Genomic DNA, 15,845 nt, shown 5'->3' with positions numbered 1-15,845 from the left:
ATAAAAAGCTTTAACTTGTGTTATTTTAACATAGTCACGACTGCTTTGTGGAGGAAAGGGAATTTCTGTGCACGCCTCATTTTTATGCAATTACAAAAAAAAGCAGGATTTCACGAGGAAATCCTGCTTGGTAATTAATGTGGAACTTGTACTGTAGGTGTAACAACTCGAGGTTGAATCAACTGTAATAGTTGAAGCACATCATCCCTAGTAAAGCCGGGTTTGCCGTCAACATCCTTCTTCAGAAGGATGTTTTGCAGCACATAGCTAATGTCAATTACTTTGTCCCCACGGGCTATAACAACTGTTACAACACTATTGAGCATGCTCGGTTTAGCTGCAAAAGCTTGCAATGTCTGATTGGCAGCCAGCTTAGGTTTGTTAGCTGGATCGTAGACCAGACTGCCCGAGGTTGGTGGCGTGTTGTTAAGGGTGTAGTAAATGATTACATCGGACCCTGCGGTTGCAGTAGTCAAGGTAATCTCGGTTTCCCCGTTTGCCAGTCGGGTTTCTGTTGGCTGAACCGCTGCTACTTGATTTGCTCCAAACACACCGTATGTTGAGAAATGAGTTACGAACGCAACGGCTCTTCCATCTGCTGTAATAACGGTTGGCTGATACTCCCAAGTCCCTTTGGTCTTGTTGTAGTGAAAAATTCCAACACGGCTTTTATCCGAACCTGGAGTTATAGGGAACTCAAGCCTAACAGGATGGTTCTGATCGATAGTCGCACCTGTCAAGGTGAAATCCAGGATGTCTCCCGCAAGAGTAAGAGGGAAGTTACTATAAGATTCCGACGATTGTGTAACTGTAAGTCTGGCATCGGGACCAAGCGCAGCACTCGACAAATCAACAGTAACTCCATTAGTGAAAGTAATGGTTGGACTGACGGAGCTCACGGGTTGGGGCTGTCCCAACGGTGCTCCGCTAATGATTTTAATGGAGTAGGACGCTTCAGTGGAGCCGTTAGCAGACCTGATTTTAAACGTAAGCTCTGCATCATTGCGAAGCATCGGTACATAAAGCTCATAGCCAGTTCCCTTACGGCCATAAGTGACTCCAGTTACATTACCCGACACATTCACTAGTTGTGCCGAAGAAACGGTCGGTTGAATATAGAAATATACAGATTGTGTCACAGAGTTCATGGTGAAACTAAAAGTATTGCCTGACCTCAATCCCAGTATGTTTCCATACGAAACGCTCGTTACAGTAGCATCGTTGCTAGTATCAGCTGCACGGTTGATGACAATTTGATATGCATAAGTCTTCGTCTCATCTGCTGCCGTAACAGTGATAGCTAATGTATTATCACCGACATTTAGCGATCTATAAAATGGCTTACCGCTGGTGGAATCTTGGCCATCAATACGCAGTTTCGCTGTAGCATCGGCTACGGTAGCTGCAATGTTCAAGCCTTCCATCGTGTACGGTACGTTTACGGTAATGCTTTGTGAAGCTTGGTTAGCTATCAATGATTGTGGAGTGCCGCCAATGATCAAGCTGCTTAGGTTGGCATCGTTTGATAAACGAATGATGGAAATAGAGTAATTATTTGTAGTACCATCTTCTGCCGTAACCTTTAATTGTAATGTATTATTTCCAACAAGCAACTCAGGGATAGTGATAACTCCGCCGTTGTAAACAGCACCGGTCACAGTTCCCCCAATAATACTGATTGCAGATGCATTATGAACCGTTGGTGTTAGGGAAACGGACGTTACATCATGAGCGACCTTGATTTTAAAAGAGTCTGCCCCCACATTTTCCACGGTACCTGTGTTTGACGCGACAGATAGGGAAGCATCGCTGGAACTGAGGTTTCTGGTAACGGTTATTTTATGTTCAGCTACTGTGTTGTCCTGGGCAAATATAGGTACTTTAATCTCATAGGCTATTCCCGGATCTGGCAACGATACAACCCAACCATTCGAGTCGTATACAGCGCCAGTTACATTTCCAATACGAGCCTGTGGGGAAAGCTCCCAGGTTAATTTAACAGAGCTTACTGAATAAGGGACTTCAACCTGGTAATCGCCTGCAACAGATGTGGTAGTTCCATGGCTGCTTGTTACTTTTGTCAATTCTTTTGCATTAGACAGCATGGTCAGTCGATACGGATCACTGAAAGCTCCTGTTCCGCTAATTACACCAATGGAAGGGTTTAAGTGAACAGCGGGCCTAACTGCATATTCAGACTGGGGTTGACTGAAATAAATATTTCCCCAACTATCAACAATGTGGACAAATTGCCCATACTCATCTTCTTCAGAATTATTTTGTTCAACTACCCTAGGTGTAAGCAACCACCAATCATACTCTTGCCATTCTTCATGCCGTAAGGTGCCGTCTCCGCCATATTCTTCTTTATCAGATAAAGCTTTATATTGTTCGGTGTTAAGCAATCCGACCTTTGCTTCTACAGTACCATCGGTACCGTAAACTACAGCGCCGGAATTATCCCTAACATCCCAGGAATGGTTGTCAATCCAGTCCTTCTGGGAAGACAAGCTGTTGTAAAAATCTGCATTTAAGTAGTAGGCTAACGATCCCGTTTTTGCAGGGGCGTATTTTATACAGTCAATGCTACTCTCACTTTCGTTGGACCAGGACTTACTCCCGATTTTATACACATCATCCATACCTAACAAAAGTCCATTTTGGCCAGGGTCCCATAGGAGCCATTTTTTACCGCCGAGTTCTACGTAAGAACCTTTATTTAATTGGTTTAGCAAGCCGCTAACGTATTTGCTGCGATACTGTTGAATGGCTTCGTTCAGGCTGGATTGGGCTGTCAGCATTTGAGCTGTTGTGGAACCAGGGTTTTGCAGCACGGCTTTAGTCGAATTGATGTGTAATTGCAGCTCAGCTTTGGAACCGGCAGAATAATTCCCTACTCCTGTCCCTTCCAATGTGTGAGAGATTAACCCTTCGGCTTCGGATACGGTGTAGCCAAGATCCTTGGGATACGCAGTAACCCGTACGTCATCGATGTACCAGCCGGGCGAAGTATTTGCATTCCATTGCAATGCAAACCGGATTTTCAACCCTTCAACATTGTAGGAAGGATCCAACTCTACTTGCATTGGCTGCCACGAGGAGCTCATGACGGATTCTGGAGAAGGACCTTCTATCTCTCCACGTTGCCTTTGTGTAAAAAGGGTCTGCCAGCTCACTCCTGCATCCTTACTGGCTTCCACTTTGATGGAACCGCAGCAGGATCTTAGCTGCACCCACTGCATCCAATTAACAGATAATTTCCACGCTTCCGTAGGTGATGGTTGAATTGGCGGTGATATGATGTAGCTGTCCTCGTTAGAATAAAAATTTCCCGTCAGATTGGTGGCCCATAGTTTCGTACCGGATGCCGCCTGCATCGGTCCTGATTGTGGTACTCCATACTGCCAGCTGGAGATAGTGCCTCCTGATGTAAATCCCCCGTTATTTGCTTCGAAGTCACTGTTGTATAAGAAGTTGGGCTGTTTTACTTTCGTTTTGAACTGTGCAATGGCCTGCTGTATAGGTGCAAGTGCATTGTCCAATTCATTTTGAGTAAGCACGGCCTTAAATGCTACCGTTTGTCCGTTAAGTAAGGCAGCGTTCAGTGGTGCTTTTGCTCCGGTTTCATAATAACCTACCGAATTGCCTTCCTGGCTATGCTCAAGCAGATGCTGGGCTTGCCAAATTTCATTTAACAAGGAGCTGGTGTTCAGTTGATCGATAATGATATCATCCACGAAGACACCGGCTTGTTGGACGGAGGAGTCGCTATAGAAATGGAATTTCATTCTGAAATCGGCAACGGCGTAAGAGGGGTCAAGAGTGAATCTTTTTTGAACCCAGCGTTCTTCTCCGCCGCTTTCATCCAATAGTTGAGTCCACTCATTGCCTCCGTTTTTAGATATAGACACCCTTAAACCGTCATAGCCTTGCTCCGTCTGAGCCCATTGCCACCACGTCAAGGTTAATGGAGCGTCAGTGCTGGCGCTACTTAAGTCAATGACTGGGGAAGTCAAATCGCTCTTTTGGCTAGCGGCGTAGACCCCGCTCAAATTCGTCCCCCATGCCTTATTACCGGAATGGCCTGATTTGGGGCCAATTGTTGGTGTACCACATTGCCAGCTTTCGGAAGTACCGCTTCGCTCAAATCCGCACGGAGTATTTTCAAAATTATTGCTATATAGGGTACCCGGCAAGTATTTGGAGGCTTGGAAGTTCTGTACAGCTTGTTTTAAAGCAACAACAGCTGCATCTACTGCTTCAAATCCCGGATTGCTGTCGCGAACTGCAATGGCATTGGAAATTGCTTGCTGCAGCTGCGCCTTGGAACCACTCGCATATAGACCGGATCCGGTTCCCTCTACGGAGGATTGATGTAATTTCTGCGCGTCTGTAATGGATTGGTTGAAGTTAGTGGAGAACCGCTCGATTTTCACGTCATCAATCAGCATAGCTGCGGGAACGAGATTGCTGGTAGCCGTCTCTATTTTGAATTTGAAATTTTTCACGGCATAAGAGGCGTCCAGCTCAAAGGAACGTTTGGCCCAGTTCCCTCCCGGTACAAAGTTAATAGGGATGAAATCCCAATTAGCTCCGCCATCTTTACTAACAAAAACTAAGTTTGTGTACTCTAGTATAGGGGAATTGAACTGCCACCAGCTTATCCTGAAGCCTTGGACATTATTCGATGTCAGGTCCATATCCGGGCTAATAAGAGTATCCTTATGGTTTCCTGATACACTGCCTGCGAGATTGAGAGCCCATACCTTTGACCCGGAGTGTGCGTGAAGATCACCGGCGGTAAGAGTGGCGTGCGACCACAGGTCATTGCTTATAAACCCTCCATTGTTTCCTTCAAAGTTCAGGAAAGCAACAGGTGCCAAAGGAACTTCCTTCAATTCAAAATCATTCCAAGCAGTTTGGAGAGCTGCTACAGCTGCAGTCAGATCTGCCTGTGATAAGGCTGCATTATCTCTGGCTGCGGTGGCTGTATGGATTGCGTTAAGCAACTCATTCCTCGCTCCAGCTTGATATTGCCCCTGTGCTGTACCCTCTGTAGTTATGTTATAGACTTCTTGAACCAAGCTTAATAGAGTAAACATTGGCTGACGATCCGGCGACAAATTATTATTAAATACTTCTCTTGCAGCCATCAGTGCCGCTTTTGCATCATTAATTGCTGCTTGGGAGGAAGAAGGGTTAGCGTTAACGGCTTGCGCTGCTTGAATAGCCACCATTAGTTCAGCTTTTGCGCCGGTTCTATACTGCCCTGGTAAAATTCCTTCAGATGACTTGTCATGAGTGTTGAGGGTATCAACGATAGTTTGAGTCAGCTGCTCTTTATCGGGAAAAGCTCTATTGATCTGCAAGGTATAAGTGGTGGTTGAATTATCCCCACCGGTTACTTGAACCATAATGGCATTCAAACCATAACTGACTGGAACTGCAAAGTCGGATAGCTGGGAAGCGGGAACGACTGTTTGACCCAGTTTAATTTCCTTCGCATCCGGATAAGAAGCTTCGGCTGATAGGTGAACTTCGCTTGTATCCGTACCGACGTTTAAAGAATAACTATAACCATAATGCTTGAAAGCCGGAGTTAACGTTCCTTCCGCAGCAGTCAGTGATTTCAGCTCAGAAGGGAGTGGGAATAAGGGTTGGGTAAATTCATTGATAGAGGTGAAAGCTGAGTCCCCCAAGCCGAGCTGACCGTGATCATTGATCCCTTTGCCCCAGAGCTTTCCGCTTGCGGTGAGAGCGAAGGTTTGCTGATGGCCTGCCGCTACGGCGATGACTTCTCCAATATGGGCTGTTAGATTTTCATTTCTGCCGGGAATCGATCCATTGTCTCCCTCGAAATATTCCAGTTCCGTGCCCCCGTTTAAAATATCCAAGATAATCAACTGCTTGCCGCCAGCTGCCAAGGCAGCAGGATTATTTAAAAGGGCGTAAGAATTGTAGTAGAAATCAGCAGGGCGTGGGTATGCGGAATATGTATCTGTAAAGATATTATTGACTGAAACAAGTCTATCTCGGTCTATACCGAGCTGCCTCACTGTGTTATCGCCCCAGGACCACAATTTCGTATATAGCTCACTTCCTTCACCGGTACCTGAAATAACAATGGCAACGCTGTGGTAGGAGCCTGCTGCGATTTTACCGACGTTCCTGTTTGTAAAAGTGGATTGAATAGCTGAAGCATATGGACTGGTGCTTTCCAACGGAGCGTCAGTACCTAACTGTCCACGGTCATTGGAGCCCCAAGAATAGACAATACCGTCCTTTAAAGCCAAGCCATGCCGTCCGCCGAGTGATAGCTCTGTAATCCCGCTAAGCTCTGTAGATTGATTGGTTTTTACAGGGACTGGGAATAAGCTTTTGTTTCCCGTGTCCTGATTGCTAAGCTGGCCGAATTGATTGTCGCCCCAAATCCAGGCTTTGCCGCTGATCGGATCCAACACACCGGCATAATCAAATCCGGCAGACAGCTTGCCGTTAGGTACAACCAGATCGGTACCGCCAGAGGTTTTAACTCTAGCGAAAGTCAATCTGCTAAAGGTAGTGCCATCCCCCAGCTGTCCCTTTTCATTGCTCCCCCAACTGTAAATATAGCCGTTGGCATCAATAGCAAGAGTAAAGGCGGAGGAAGCAGCTCCAGTCTCCGGATTGCCGCCTGCTGCGATGGAAACAATATTCGAGGGAAGTCCTGTAACCTGCCTCGGACTGGTTTGATCTGCACCGGATGTATCATATCCAAGCTGGCCATGATCGTTCGCTCCCCAGGTCCAGACCGTGCCGTCAGATTTCACGGCTGTCGTGTGAGAATACCCAGCGGATACGGCTTTAAAGCCGGAGTTGCTTTCGCTGGTCCCATAGGCAAAGCTTATCTCTGGCAGGCTCATAAGTGCTGATAATAAAAAGCAGATGCAAAGAGATAATTGCACTAATCGTTTGGTTAAACTTTGACCAGGCAGATTGGACCTAAGTCTGTCAGTCATTTTTTGGATAAGCATGCATATCCTCCTTTTTCCATAGTATTTTAGTACCATTAAATTTAATTATATAACAAGTTTCGCTATTATTCTGTTAATTTCTTCAATAAATAAGACTAATTTGTAAGCTGTTTTTGGTAGAATTAGTTATTTTTTGCTGTACTGGATCATATCGGGTTTATTGGGGGATTGACAGGGTCAAGCAGGAAAAAGTAAAGTGGAAACTAAAAGATACCTATGTGGTTTCCTTAGTTTCTGTTGCTGGAGGTTATATTTGTGGATGAAGTGAATCACATGCGTATAGTGCAAGCGGCAGCGGAACTTTTTAATGCTAAAGGATACCGTAATGTCACACTAAGTGAACTGGCTGCGCGGCTTGGCATGAGTAAGAAAACGCTGTACTTGTACTTTAGCGGCAAGGAAGAAATAGCCGAGGCGGTGCTGGAGCAGACGATGCAGGCTATAGCCTGCAAAGTTGCCGAAGGTGCGGAGCGGAAGGGCAATCCGATACAAATTTTAGAGGATACTTTTGCGGCGATCAAACAAGAAATAATAAAGCTGAATCCTATCTTCCTGGAGGATATTCAGAAATATATTCCTGGGATGTGGAAGCGGCTTGAAGACTTTAGAGCCGGACAGCTCCTATTTATTGAGGGTCTACTCAACCAAGCGCAGCAGTTGGGGTTAATTCGTGACCTGAACCCCAAATTAGTCTCAGCTATTATGCTGCAAAGCATCCAAACCTTCGTACGGCCTGATTTTGCAGCAAAGCATGGGGTTGCCATGGTAGAAGTTGCGGACACTCTGTTTTCTTTGTTTACCAATGGGCTTCGGAAGGAGAATAACGAATAAGGAGCGTGTGCATGATGGATAGCTACGTGCTTGACTTCCAACAGATCGATAAAGCGAGCTTACCTCTTGTAGGGGGGAAAGGAGCCAACCTGGGGGAAATGACACGAGCGGGTTTTCCCGTTCCCTCCGGCTTTTGTGTAACCACAGGAGCGTTTCGTGCTTTTCTTGAACAAAGCGACGAGATGGAGGTGTTTTTCCTTCGCTTGGCGGCTATTAAGGCTGATCAGCTGGATGAAATTGCAGCGCTGGGACGTGGTATTCGCGAGCATCTGTTGACGGTTGCAGTCCCAGCTGAAGTGCTTGCAGCAATAATGGCTAGCTGGCGCCGATCTGGAGAGGCCAAAGCTTATGCTGTCCGATCCAGCGCAACCGCTGAGGATCTGCCTACGGCATCGTTTGCCGGACAACAGGACACGTACTTGAATGTGCTGGGTGAGGAACAATTGCTTGAAGCTATTCGCAAATGTTGGGCATCCCTTTTTACCGACCGTGCGATTTCATACCGGGCGAAGAATGGTTTCGACCACCGAGCGGTGCTGCTATCTGTGGTTGTACAGCAGACGGTATTCCCCGAGATGTCGGGTATTATGTTCACCGCTGACCCTATCAGCGGACATCGCGGCACGGTCTCCATCGATGCCGGCTTTGGGCTCGGAGAGGCCCTAGTGTCGGGCTTGGTTTCCGCCGACTTGTACCAAATACGTGCAGGTGTGATCTTTGCCAAGAAGATTGCAAAGAAAAAGCTTGCGATCTTCCCTTTGCCTGAAGGAGGCACTGTTACTCGACAATTACCGGAGGATAGGCAGGAACAGCAAACGTTGAGTGACCCGCAGATCCTTGAGCTGGCTGCCTTGGGAGAGAGAATTGAGAAGCATTATGGATCGGAACAGGATATTGAATGGTGTTATGCTGAGGGACGTATATATGTGGTTCAGAGCCGTCCGATTACATCCTTGTATCCTGTCCCGCAGATGAACGTTCCTGAGGGAGAATCCCCTCATATTCTCTTATCGTTCGGTCACCAGCAGATGATGACCGATGCCATGCGGCCGCTCGCGCTGTCGGTCCTGCGTACGATGATTCCTTTCGGCAAGGCTGCGGTTCGAGCGGAGAGCAGCTTCACGCAGTGCGCGGGAGGCAGGATGTTCCTCGATATAACGAAGCTGTTCACGCTGAAGCCTGCTCGACGCTTCTTCCCCAAGCTCCTGAGCGGTATTGATGAGCTTATAGGCATCGGAGTCGAGGAATTCGTGCAACGCGAGTCGTTCATTCGCAACCTTCCGCGGCAAAAAGGTTTTAAGCGGGGAGCGCTGCGTCTGATTATGCCAATTGCCGGTAAGGCGATCCGCAACCTGCTGTTCGCTGATACCTCGAGAGCCGTTCAAATCGTGAACGAATGGATGGCTGCAAGGCTGACGGAGGTCAGGACACAATTGACAGGTGTAGTCGGAGCTGAGCGGATCATGCGTGTGCAGGAGCAGGACGGGATGATGCTACGTTCGCTTCTTCGCAACGTGATAGCCTATCCATTGGCTGGCATCATATCGTTAGGGCTGATTAAGTCGCTGACAAAGAAATGGCTAGATGACACGAAGATGGTACACGTGCTGAATAAATCGCTTACTGGTAATGTTACTAGTGAGATGGGCCTCATGATCGGCGATTTGGCGGACACGGCCAGACGTTATCCGGAGGTTGCTGAGATCATTGGCCAAGGCGATAACACGAACTTTCGCAGCATCTTGCAGCAGGCCGATGGCGGAGATGAGTTTATTCGCCAATGGGATCGGTTTATGCAGCTTTACGGCATGCGCTGTCCTGGCGAGATTGATATCACGCAATCGCGGTGGAGTGAGGATGAGAGCTTGCTGCTTCCAGCGGTTCAAAGTCATATGCGAACGATGGAAACAGGCGAGCACAGGGAGAGGTTCGCGCAAGGAGCGACCCAGGCAGACGAAGCCGCTCGTGAATTGATCAGACGAGTGCGTGGGCTGCCATTCGGATGGTTCAAGGCAAAGCTGATGTCTCGCTTGATCAAGGTGTTCCGCAATTTGATGGCTATTAGGGAGCATCCGAAATATTTGATGATGCAGACGTTTGGCCTTATTCGCCAGGCACTGATGGATGAAGCAAGGCTGCTGGTTGAAGCGGGAGTACTAAAGCATGAGGAAGATGTGTATTACCTGACCCTTGATGAGCTGCTGCAGCTAACACAAGGGGAGCCTCTTATTCGCTTGAGCTTGGATGAGAAGATAGCTGAGCGAAAACGGGAATATGCATGTTTTCGGAGTCTTACGCCGCCACGCCTTATGACAAGCGAAGGGGAGATCATCACCGGTCACCGTAAGCAGAAGGATGCGCCGGATGGGGCTTTGCTCGGCACGCCTGTATCCGTCGGTGTCGTGGAAGGTTTCGCCCGGGTGGTGCTTCGCCCAGAGGAAGCTAGACTGAACAAGGGCGAAATACTGATCGCACCGTTCACCGATCCGGGCTGGACGCCATTATTTCACTCGGCCATTGGCTTAGTGATGGAGGTCGGCGGGCTCATGACCCACGGTGCCGTAGTCGCCAGGGAGTATGGGCTGCCCGCTGTCGTCGGGATCGATGGCGCCACGCAGTGGATTAAGGATGGCGACTATATTCGGCTCGACGGTACGCGAGGTTACGTGCTGATACTGAAGAGACAAGGTTGAGCATCCGGCTGTGTTAAGGGAACGCCTCCATAAGTACCTATCATACTTAACGAGAGTGTATATCTTTAACGCAGCTGTAACTCTCCATGAGCAGGGGAAAGAGTGCACTTTTCCTCAGCTTAAGCTGAGCAAACAAGCCCATCGACTTCTCTGCCCAAATTATTCGTGTTAAGATGAAGGAAAGTATGGGACCAACGGAAGAACCGTTAAGAATGGAGGCCGTAATGAAAGCTTTACAGAATAAAATAATTACAGAGGGGATTGTTTTAAGCGATCAAGTGTTGAAGGTGGACTCATTCCTCAACCATCAGGTTGATCCTGAGCTAATGCTGGGGATTGGACAGGCGTTTGCTACAAGATATGCCGATAGCGGAGTCACCAAGGTGCTCACACTCGAATCGTCCGGAATTGCGCCGGCCATCATGACCGCATTGACATTGAAAGTGCCGCTCATCTTTGCCAGAAAACAAAAATCATTAACATTGAAAGATAATCTCTATGTTGAAACCGTATATTCGTTTACCAAACAGCAGCAGAATGAGATCACCATTTCAAAGAAATTTTTATCTGCAGGTGAGAAGGTTCTAATCATTGACGACTTTCTGGCGTACGGTGAAGCAGCTATTGGAATGGCACGTATTGTTGAAGCGGCAGGCGCGGAGGTAGCGGGAATTGGCATAGTGATCGAAAAATCGTTCCAGAATGGAGCGAATAAGCTTAAAGAGTCCGGGTACCGGGTCGATTCCCTTGCTCGAATTGCGTCTTTATCTGCAGGAAAGATTGAATTTATAGAGGAGTAAACAGCAAGGAATATCAACAACGGAGGAACTTGGTCCTGATGGGGCTAAAGTTCCTTTTTGTTTAATAAAAGGGGATAGTTTGCTTTCAGTTTGCTTCCCCTCCTTTCCTGCAGATGAAAACAGACTTGTCCCTGAAGGACGGCCAAACCGATTTTGCAAGGAAAAAGGGAGCAAGTCATAGGGGCAGCAGGGAAAGTACAATGACATCAAAAAATGTTTTGGTCACCTCATGCATGAAGTACTGCTTTAATAAGCCCTCTTGTTTAAAACCCAGCTTCTCCAAAATTTTCAAAGACGCCGTATTGCCTGGTGCTACCTCAGCTTGAATTCTGTGAGCTCCAATTTGTTCAATGCCGAACCGGGTGACAATTCCCAAAGCTTCTGTCATGATGCCTCTGTTCCAATATCTGCTGGATAGCTCAAATCCAATATTAACGGGGAGAAGTGGTTTGTTGGCGAAGGTGCCGCGGATAGGCATGTACATGATAGTGCCGATCAAATGATTGTTTGTATGCAGAGTTATCCCCCATGGGAGAAGCTGCTTGTTTTCAAATTGTTGATTCCATGATGCAATCAAGTCCTGCGCATGGTTGGGAGAGGACGGACCGTACCAGTCGAGATATTTGGTGAGCTGAGGGTCTGAATAGATCCCATAAAGATCAGCCGCATCATCTGCTGTCATTTGTCTTAATAACAACCGATTTGTCGTAAGTGTGGGAAATGAGGAGTAGTTCTCCATATGTAATAGACCGCGCTCTCGTTATGTAGTAGTAAAACCTATAACCGGATTGTAACCTGCTAATATGAAAATAAGATGAACTCCACTTAAAAAATAGGTTTGTGCTGCTGCGGATTTTTTGGGAATAGTGGACGAGAAACCATTCCAAATGTGAGGTTTGTGAATAGGCTGGAGAAGAAATACTTCTATAAGAGTACTCATAATCGATAACTTCAGACAAAAAGGAGTGGTTTGCTGTGGCAAAAGGTTTTGATTGTGCTACTCCATTGACGGCACAAACAGCAGCGGCTTTTCGTGCTGATGGGTATGAGTTCGTTTGTCGTTACCTGGTTCCTAGCGGGGCGAAGCGGTTAACATCCAATGAAGTTACCATAATTAGCCAAGAGGGTCTCCAAATCGTCTCCGTGTTTGAAACAACGGCGGCTCGAGCACTTGGCGGACGAGCGGCCGGTCTGGCCGATGGAGCAACTGCTCTGGTGGTGGCGGCACAAATAGGGCAGCCTGAGGGCAGTACCATTTATTTTGCCGTTGATTTTGATGTCACCTCTGCTCAGATGTCAACGGTCATCGAATATGTACGGGCAGCCAGCGAGGCGACTCCCGCTTACAATACAGGGGTATACGGCTCTTATGCGGTTGTTGAGGCTGTGAGCTCCGCCCGCGCCTGCTCGCGCTTCTGGCAGACGTATGCGTGGAGCGGAGGCAAACAATCGTCTGTGAAAAACATCTATCAATACCAAAATGACATAACTGTAAATGGAATCGCTGTTGACTTGGATGAGTCTTACGGCAGTGAAGGCTGGTGGAGTCTTGGCTCGGATAACGGAGGGGGTGAGGATACGATGCTTGATCCAGGTGTAGCCCAAACGATTATCAACACGTGGATTTCCCCGGCGTGGTTTGAAGCAAAAGATCAGGAGCAGAAGGATTATCTGCACTGGCTGGCTAATCAGCTTCGGATTGCATCCGGTCAATCGCCGGATTAAATGGGATTAACCTGTGCCCAGCGGAAGCGGGTACAGGTTCCCCCTTATCACGAGATACGATACCAAATGATAGCCAGGTACCGGGAATTTATCTCCCTCAATTGGGAGGAGTAAGAATTGAAGATGATATTTATATAGGGCCGGATGGAGAAGTGAAAGTGTCGTCTTCGTTTCCGAAACAGTTAACCAGATTGAAGATTTAAGTTGGATTTATCATTAGGAGTGTAATTCCAATTTCGCGAAATTTAATATGCAAAACCTAACCTTAATTATGGTAATCTGGACTAAAGGTTCCCTGATAAAGTTGTAGGGTTACTAATATCTGAAGGAGGTTATTGCGTATGAAACTTCGCTGTGCAATTCTTGATGACTACCAGCATGCCGCTCAGACCATGGCGGATTGGACATCTATCTCTGACAGGGTAGAGATTGAGACTTTTCATCAGCATCTGGATAATGAGGATGAGCTTGTTGGCGTGATCCATGAGTTTGACATCATTATAATCATGCGTGAACGAACTCCTTTTCGGGCGCAGCTTCTTGCCCGCCTGCCTCGTTTGAAGCTGCTTATCACAACGGGCATGCGAAATGCATCGATTGATCTGGCAGCGGCTGCTTCGCATGGAGTGGTCGTATGCGGCACTTCGGGCGGCGGCGATCCTACCACAGAGCTTACCTGGGCTCTGATCTTGGGGCTTTGCCGCAATATTGTGCAGGAGCACAATGCGATTCGGTCGAACGGCCCGTGGCAGAGTTCAATCGGGTCCGACCTACGTGGCAAACGGCTCGGATTGCTCGGGCTTGGTAAGCTTGGCGGGAATGTGGCGCGTATTGGACAGGCCTTCGGGATGGAAGTAATAGCCTGGAGCCAAAATTTAACCAAAGAGCGCGCGGAAGAAGTTGGCGTACAGCTGGCTTCATCCAAAGAAGAGGTGCTGGAGAGCAGCGACATTGTTTCCATTCATCTTGTGCTCAGCGAACGTACGAGAGGCTTGCTCGGTGCGGAGGAGCTCCGCAGGATGCGTCCATCCGCTTATTTGATCAATACATCCCGCGCTCCGATTGTGGATCAAACGGCCCTTATAGAAGCTCTCCAAAACCAGTGGATAGCAGGTGCAGGTCTGGATGTGTTTGAGATAGAGCCATTGCCTGCGGATAGTGCATTTCGTCAGCTTCCTAATGTTCTGACCACTCCGCATCTTGGATATGTATCACGAGCGAACTATCAAACTTATTATCGGGAAGCTGTGGAGGATATAGAGGCTTTTTTATCCGGTTCACCGATTCGGAAGCTGTCCTAATTTATGAATGTATATGTTTTGGGGTGAGCGAAGCTTACCCCTTTTTTTAATTTTCAGTAAGGTAGAGGTATAGACTAGCGGAACGTCAATGCTCTATTGTTTGAAAACCGATCCTATTTTATGAAATTCGCGGAACTACGATGCGTTATTCCGACTTTAATAGACAGAAATACCATATTTTAAGCAAATAAGAGATCCTAGTTCCGTTTCAATTGAATACTAACGTTAAAACAATGAAATAGCGCACCTCACATCCTTCAGTTGGAACCGCACACCGGATTTCTCACGCACACACGTATGAGTTTGCACATAAAAGGACCATGAAGTTCATTCCTGACGGTTTTTCTTAATTGCCGCCTATTTTCGCTTTAGGGTGCCTAATTAGACTCATCCGGTTGCCGAGTTTTTGTTGCAAGGAATACGCCATCTGTCACTTGGTAATTCTAAAGGAGAATCGGGGTGAACAGGATGGCGGCAGTGTGGGCCTGGAACGTCATATGGTGTGCAATAATGATATCGCTGCTCTACAAATTCGTAGATTGGCGGGATATTCGCAAGTTTTGGGTTGGTTTTTTGGCTATGCAAACGATCACGTGGAGCGTTGGCCTTACACTGGTGAATTCCCATCTGGTGGAGTATCCTGTACGCTTGTTTCCCGGCGCGACACACCAAAACTTTGTGACAGGATATTTTATTTATCCATCTCTTAGCGTTCTGTTTAATCAATATTTTCCTCGCATTGGCAGGGTGAAGCAGTTTTTTTATGCATTCGCATACGCTGGGACTGCAGCTTTCTGGGATTATATAATGTCCACGTATACAAATATAGAGAATCATTTGAATTGGAATCCAGTTAAGCAGTTCTTGATATTATTCATTGGATTACTTGCATGCAGATGGTTTGTGGCCTGGATGTTCAAACAGCATTTTCCAGACAGGGGTTTAGACGATGCGGGATATTAATCGTTTATTAGAAGCCGCGGTTTGGGTGGTTTCTGCTTTACTTCTCCTGTTTTTTGTTCCAAAGAAGAAATACAGAGAAGCATGGATTAGCTTCTTTTTTATGCAGCTGCCTACATGGTTACTAGGTTTATTTGTCGTGCAGCTTGGGCTGATCGAGTACCCAAGCCGGTTTATGGCAAATGGGACGAACACTAGCTTTACCTATGAATTTTTTGCGTTGCCCGTCATCAGTATTATCTATAATTTGCATTATCCATCTAACAGGGGAGCCGGGTTAAGATTAGGCTATGTTCTCTTGTATGCCAGCGTGTTAACGGGTATGGAAATTATTATCGAAACCTATACGGATCTTGTTGAATACATTCATTGGAATTGGTTGTATACATGGGCAAGTGTACTGCTTACCCTGCAAGGCTCGTATTGGTTTTATGTCTGGTTTACAAAAGGAGCGGGGAAGGTTAAGCCGCTGTAAAAAAATAAGTCCCCATTGGGGACTTGAAAGAGAACTTAAGGAATAGT

General features: G+C 47.0%; 9 protein-coding genes and 1 pseudogene. 8 read left to right on the top strand and 2 right to left on the bottom strand.

Features of this window, described 5'->3' with window-relative positions; all coding sequences use genetic code 11:
* Positions 1 to 134: 134 nt before the first annotated feature.
* Positions 135 to 7,013, bottom strand: a complete 6,879-nt coding sequence (locus ACFQ0C_RS08725) for an RCC1 domain-containing protein (protein ID WP_379365876.1) — start codon at positions 7,011 to 7,013, stop codon at positions 135 to 137.
* A 255-nt stretch (positions 7,014 to 7,268) separates the two neighbouring features.
* Here ACFQ0C_RS08725 and ACFQ0C_RS08720 point away from each other — a divergent pair, with 255 nt between their 5' ends.
* The 3 genes from ACFQ0C_RS08720 to ACFQ0C_RS08710 all read left to right on the top strand — a co-directional run bounded on the left by ACFQ0C_RS08720 (position 7,269) and on the right by ACFQ0C_RS08710 (position 11,337).
* The gene (locus tag ACFQ0C_RS08720; protein ID WP_379365874.1) at positions 7,269 to 7,844 is read left to right on the top strand and encodes a TetR/AcrR family transcriptional regulator; all 576 of its coding nucleotides are present in this window, start codon (positions 7,269 to 7,271) and stop codon (positions 7,842 to 7,844) included.
* 11 nt (positions 7,845 to 7,855) lie between these two features.
* A complete protein-coding gene (locus ACFQ0C_RS08715) occupies positions 7,856 to 10,537 on the top strand; it encodes a phosphoenolpyruvate synthase (RefSeq protein ID WP_379365872.1) in 2,682 nt (893 codons plus the stop codon).
* A gap of 224 nt (positions 10,538 to 10,761) precedes the next feature.
* Positions 10,762 to 11,337: a xanthine phosphoribosyltransferase gene (locus ACFQ0C_RS08710; RefSeq protein WP_379365870.1), complete on the top strand. Its 576-nt coding sequence runs from the start codon at positions 10,762 to 10,764 to the stop codon at positions 11,335 to 11,337.
* 175 nt (positions 11,338 to 11,512) lie between these two features.
* On the opposite strand, the gene ACFQ0C_RS08705 is transcribed toward ACFQ0C_RS08710, so the two are convergent.
* Positions 11,513 to 12,076: a GNAT family N-acetyltransferase gene (locus tag ACFQ0C_RS08705; RefSeq protein WP_379365868.1), complete on the bottom strand. Its 564-nt coding sequence runs from the start codon at positions 12,074 to 12,076 to the stop codon at positions 11,513 to 11,515.
* 236 nt (positions 12,077 to 12,312) lie between these two features.
* Here ACFQ0C_RS08705 and ACFQ0C_RS08700 point away from each other — a divergent pair, with 236 nt between their 5' ends.
* From ACFQ0C_RS08700 to ACFQ0C_RS08680, 5 genes and pseudogenes are all read left to right on the top strand, one after another.
* Positions 12,313 to 13,062 (top strand): DUF1906 domain-containing protein, encoded by a 750-nt coding sequence (locus tag ACFQ0C_RS08700; protein WP_379365866.1) that lies wholly within the window; start codon positions 12,313 to 12,315, stop codon positions 13,060 to 13,062.
* Positions 13,063 to 13,142: 80 nt separating this feature from the next.
* Positions 13,143 to 13,265, top strand: a pseudogene (locus tag ACFQ0C_RS08695) (Xaa-Pro peptidase family protein); the annotation flags it as partial.
* A gap of 138 nt (positions 13,266 to 13,403) precedes the next feature.
* Positions 13,404 to 14,363: a D-2-hydroxyacid dehydrogenase family protein gene (locus ACFQ0C_RS08690; RefSeq protein WP_379365864.1), complete on the top strand. Its 960-nt coding sequence runs from the start codon at positions 13,404 to 13,406 to the stop codon at positions 14,361 to 14,363.
* Positions 14,364 to 14,831: 468 nt separating this feature from the next.
* Positions 14,832 to 15,326 (top strand): CBO0543 family protein, encoded by a 495-nt coding sequence (locus tag ACFQ0C_RS08685; RefSeq protein ID WP_379365997.1) that lies wholly within the window; start codon positions 14,832 to 14,834, stop codon positions 15,324 to 15,326.
* Complete coding sequence (locus ACFQ0C_RS08680) at positions 15,313 to 15,798, top strand: CBO0543 family protein (RefSeq protein WP_379365862.1); 486 nt, start codon at positions 15,313 to 15,315, stop codon at positions 15,796 to 15,798. Before ACFQ0C_RS08685 ends, ACFQ0C_RS08680 begins: the two co-directional genes overlap by 14 nt.
* Positions 15,799 to 15,845 lie beyond the last annotated feature (47 nt).

Source organism: Paenibacillus sp. GCM10027630 (genome assembly GCF_042676305.1).
In the GTDB taxonomy this organism is placed as follows: Bacteria; Bacillota; Bacilli; order Paenibacillales; family NBRC-103111; genus Paenibacillus_S.
Note: the sequence above shows the minus strand (reverse complement) of the source record. Positions and strands in the feature narration are given on the sequence as shown.

What these genes read in the sequence shown, in the direction of transcription:
- ACFQ0C_RS08725 (WP_379365876.1), bottom strand. Translation starts at nt 7,013, where the DNA reads ATGCTTATCCAAAAAATGACTGACAGACTTAGGTCCAATCTGCCTGGT.
- ACFQ0C_RS08715 (WP_379365872.1), top strand. Translation starts at nt 7,856, where the DNA reads ATGATGGATAGCTACGTGCTTGACTTCCAACAGATCGATAAAGCGAGC.
- ACFQ0C_RS08710 (WP_379365870.1), top strand. Translation starts at nt 10,762, where the DNA reads ATGAAAGCTTTACAGAATAAAATAATTACAGAGGGGATTGTTTTAAGC.
- ACFQ0C_RS08705 (WP_379365868.1), bottom strand. Translation starts at nt 12,076, where the DNA reads ATGGAGAACTACTCCTCATTTCCCACACTTACGACAAATCGGTTGTTA.
- ACFQ0C_RS08690 (WP_379365864.1), top strand. Translation starts at nt 13,404, where the DNA reads ATGAAACTTCGCTGTGCAATTCTTGATGACTACCAGCATGCCGCTCAG.
- ACFQ0C_RS08685 (WP_379365997.1), top strand. Translation starts at nt 14,832, where the DNA reads ATGGCGGCAGTGTGGGCCTGGAACGTCATATGGTGTGCAATAATGATA.
- ACFQ0C_RS08680 (WP_379365862.1), top strand. Translation starts at nt 15,313, where the DNA reads ATGCGGGATATTAATCGTTTATTAGAAGCCGCGGTTTGGGTGGTTTCT.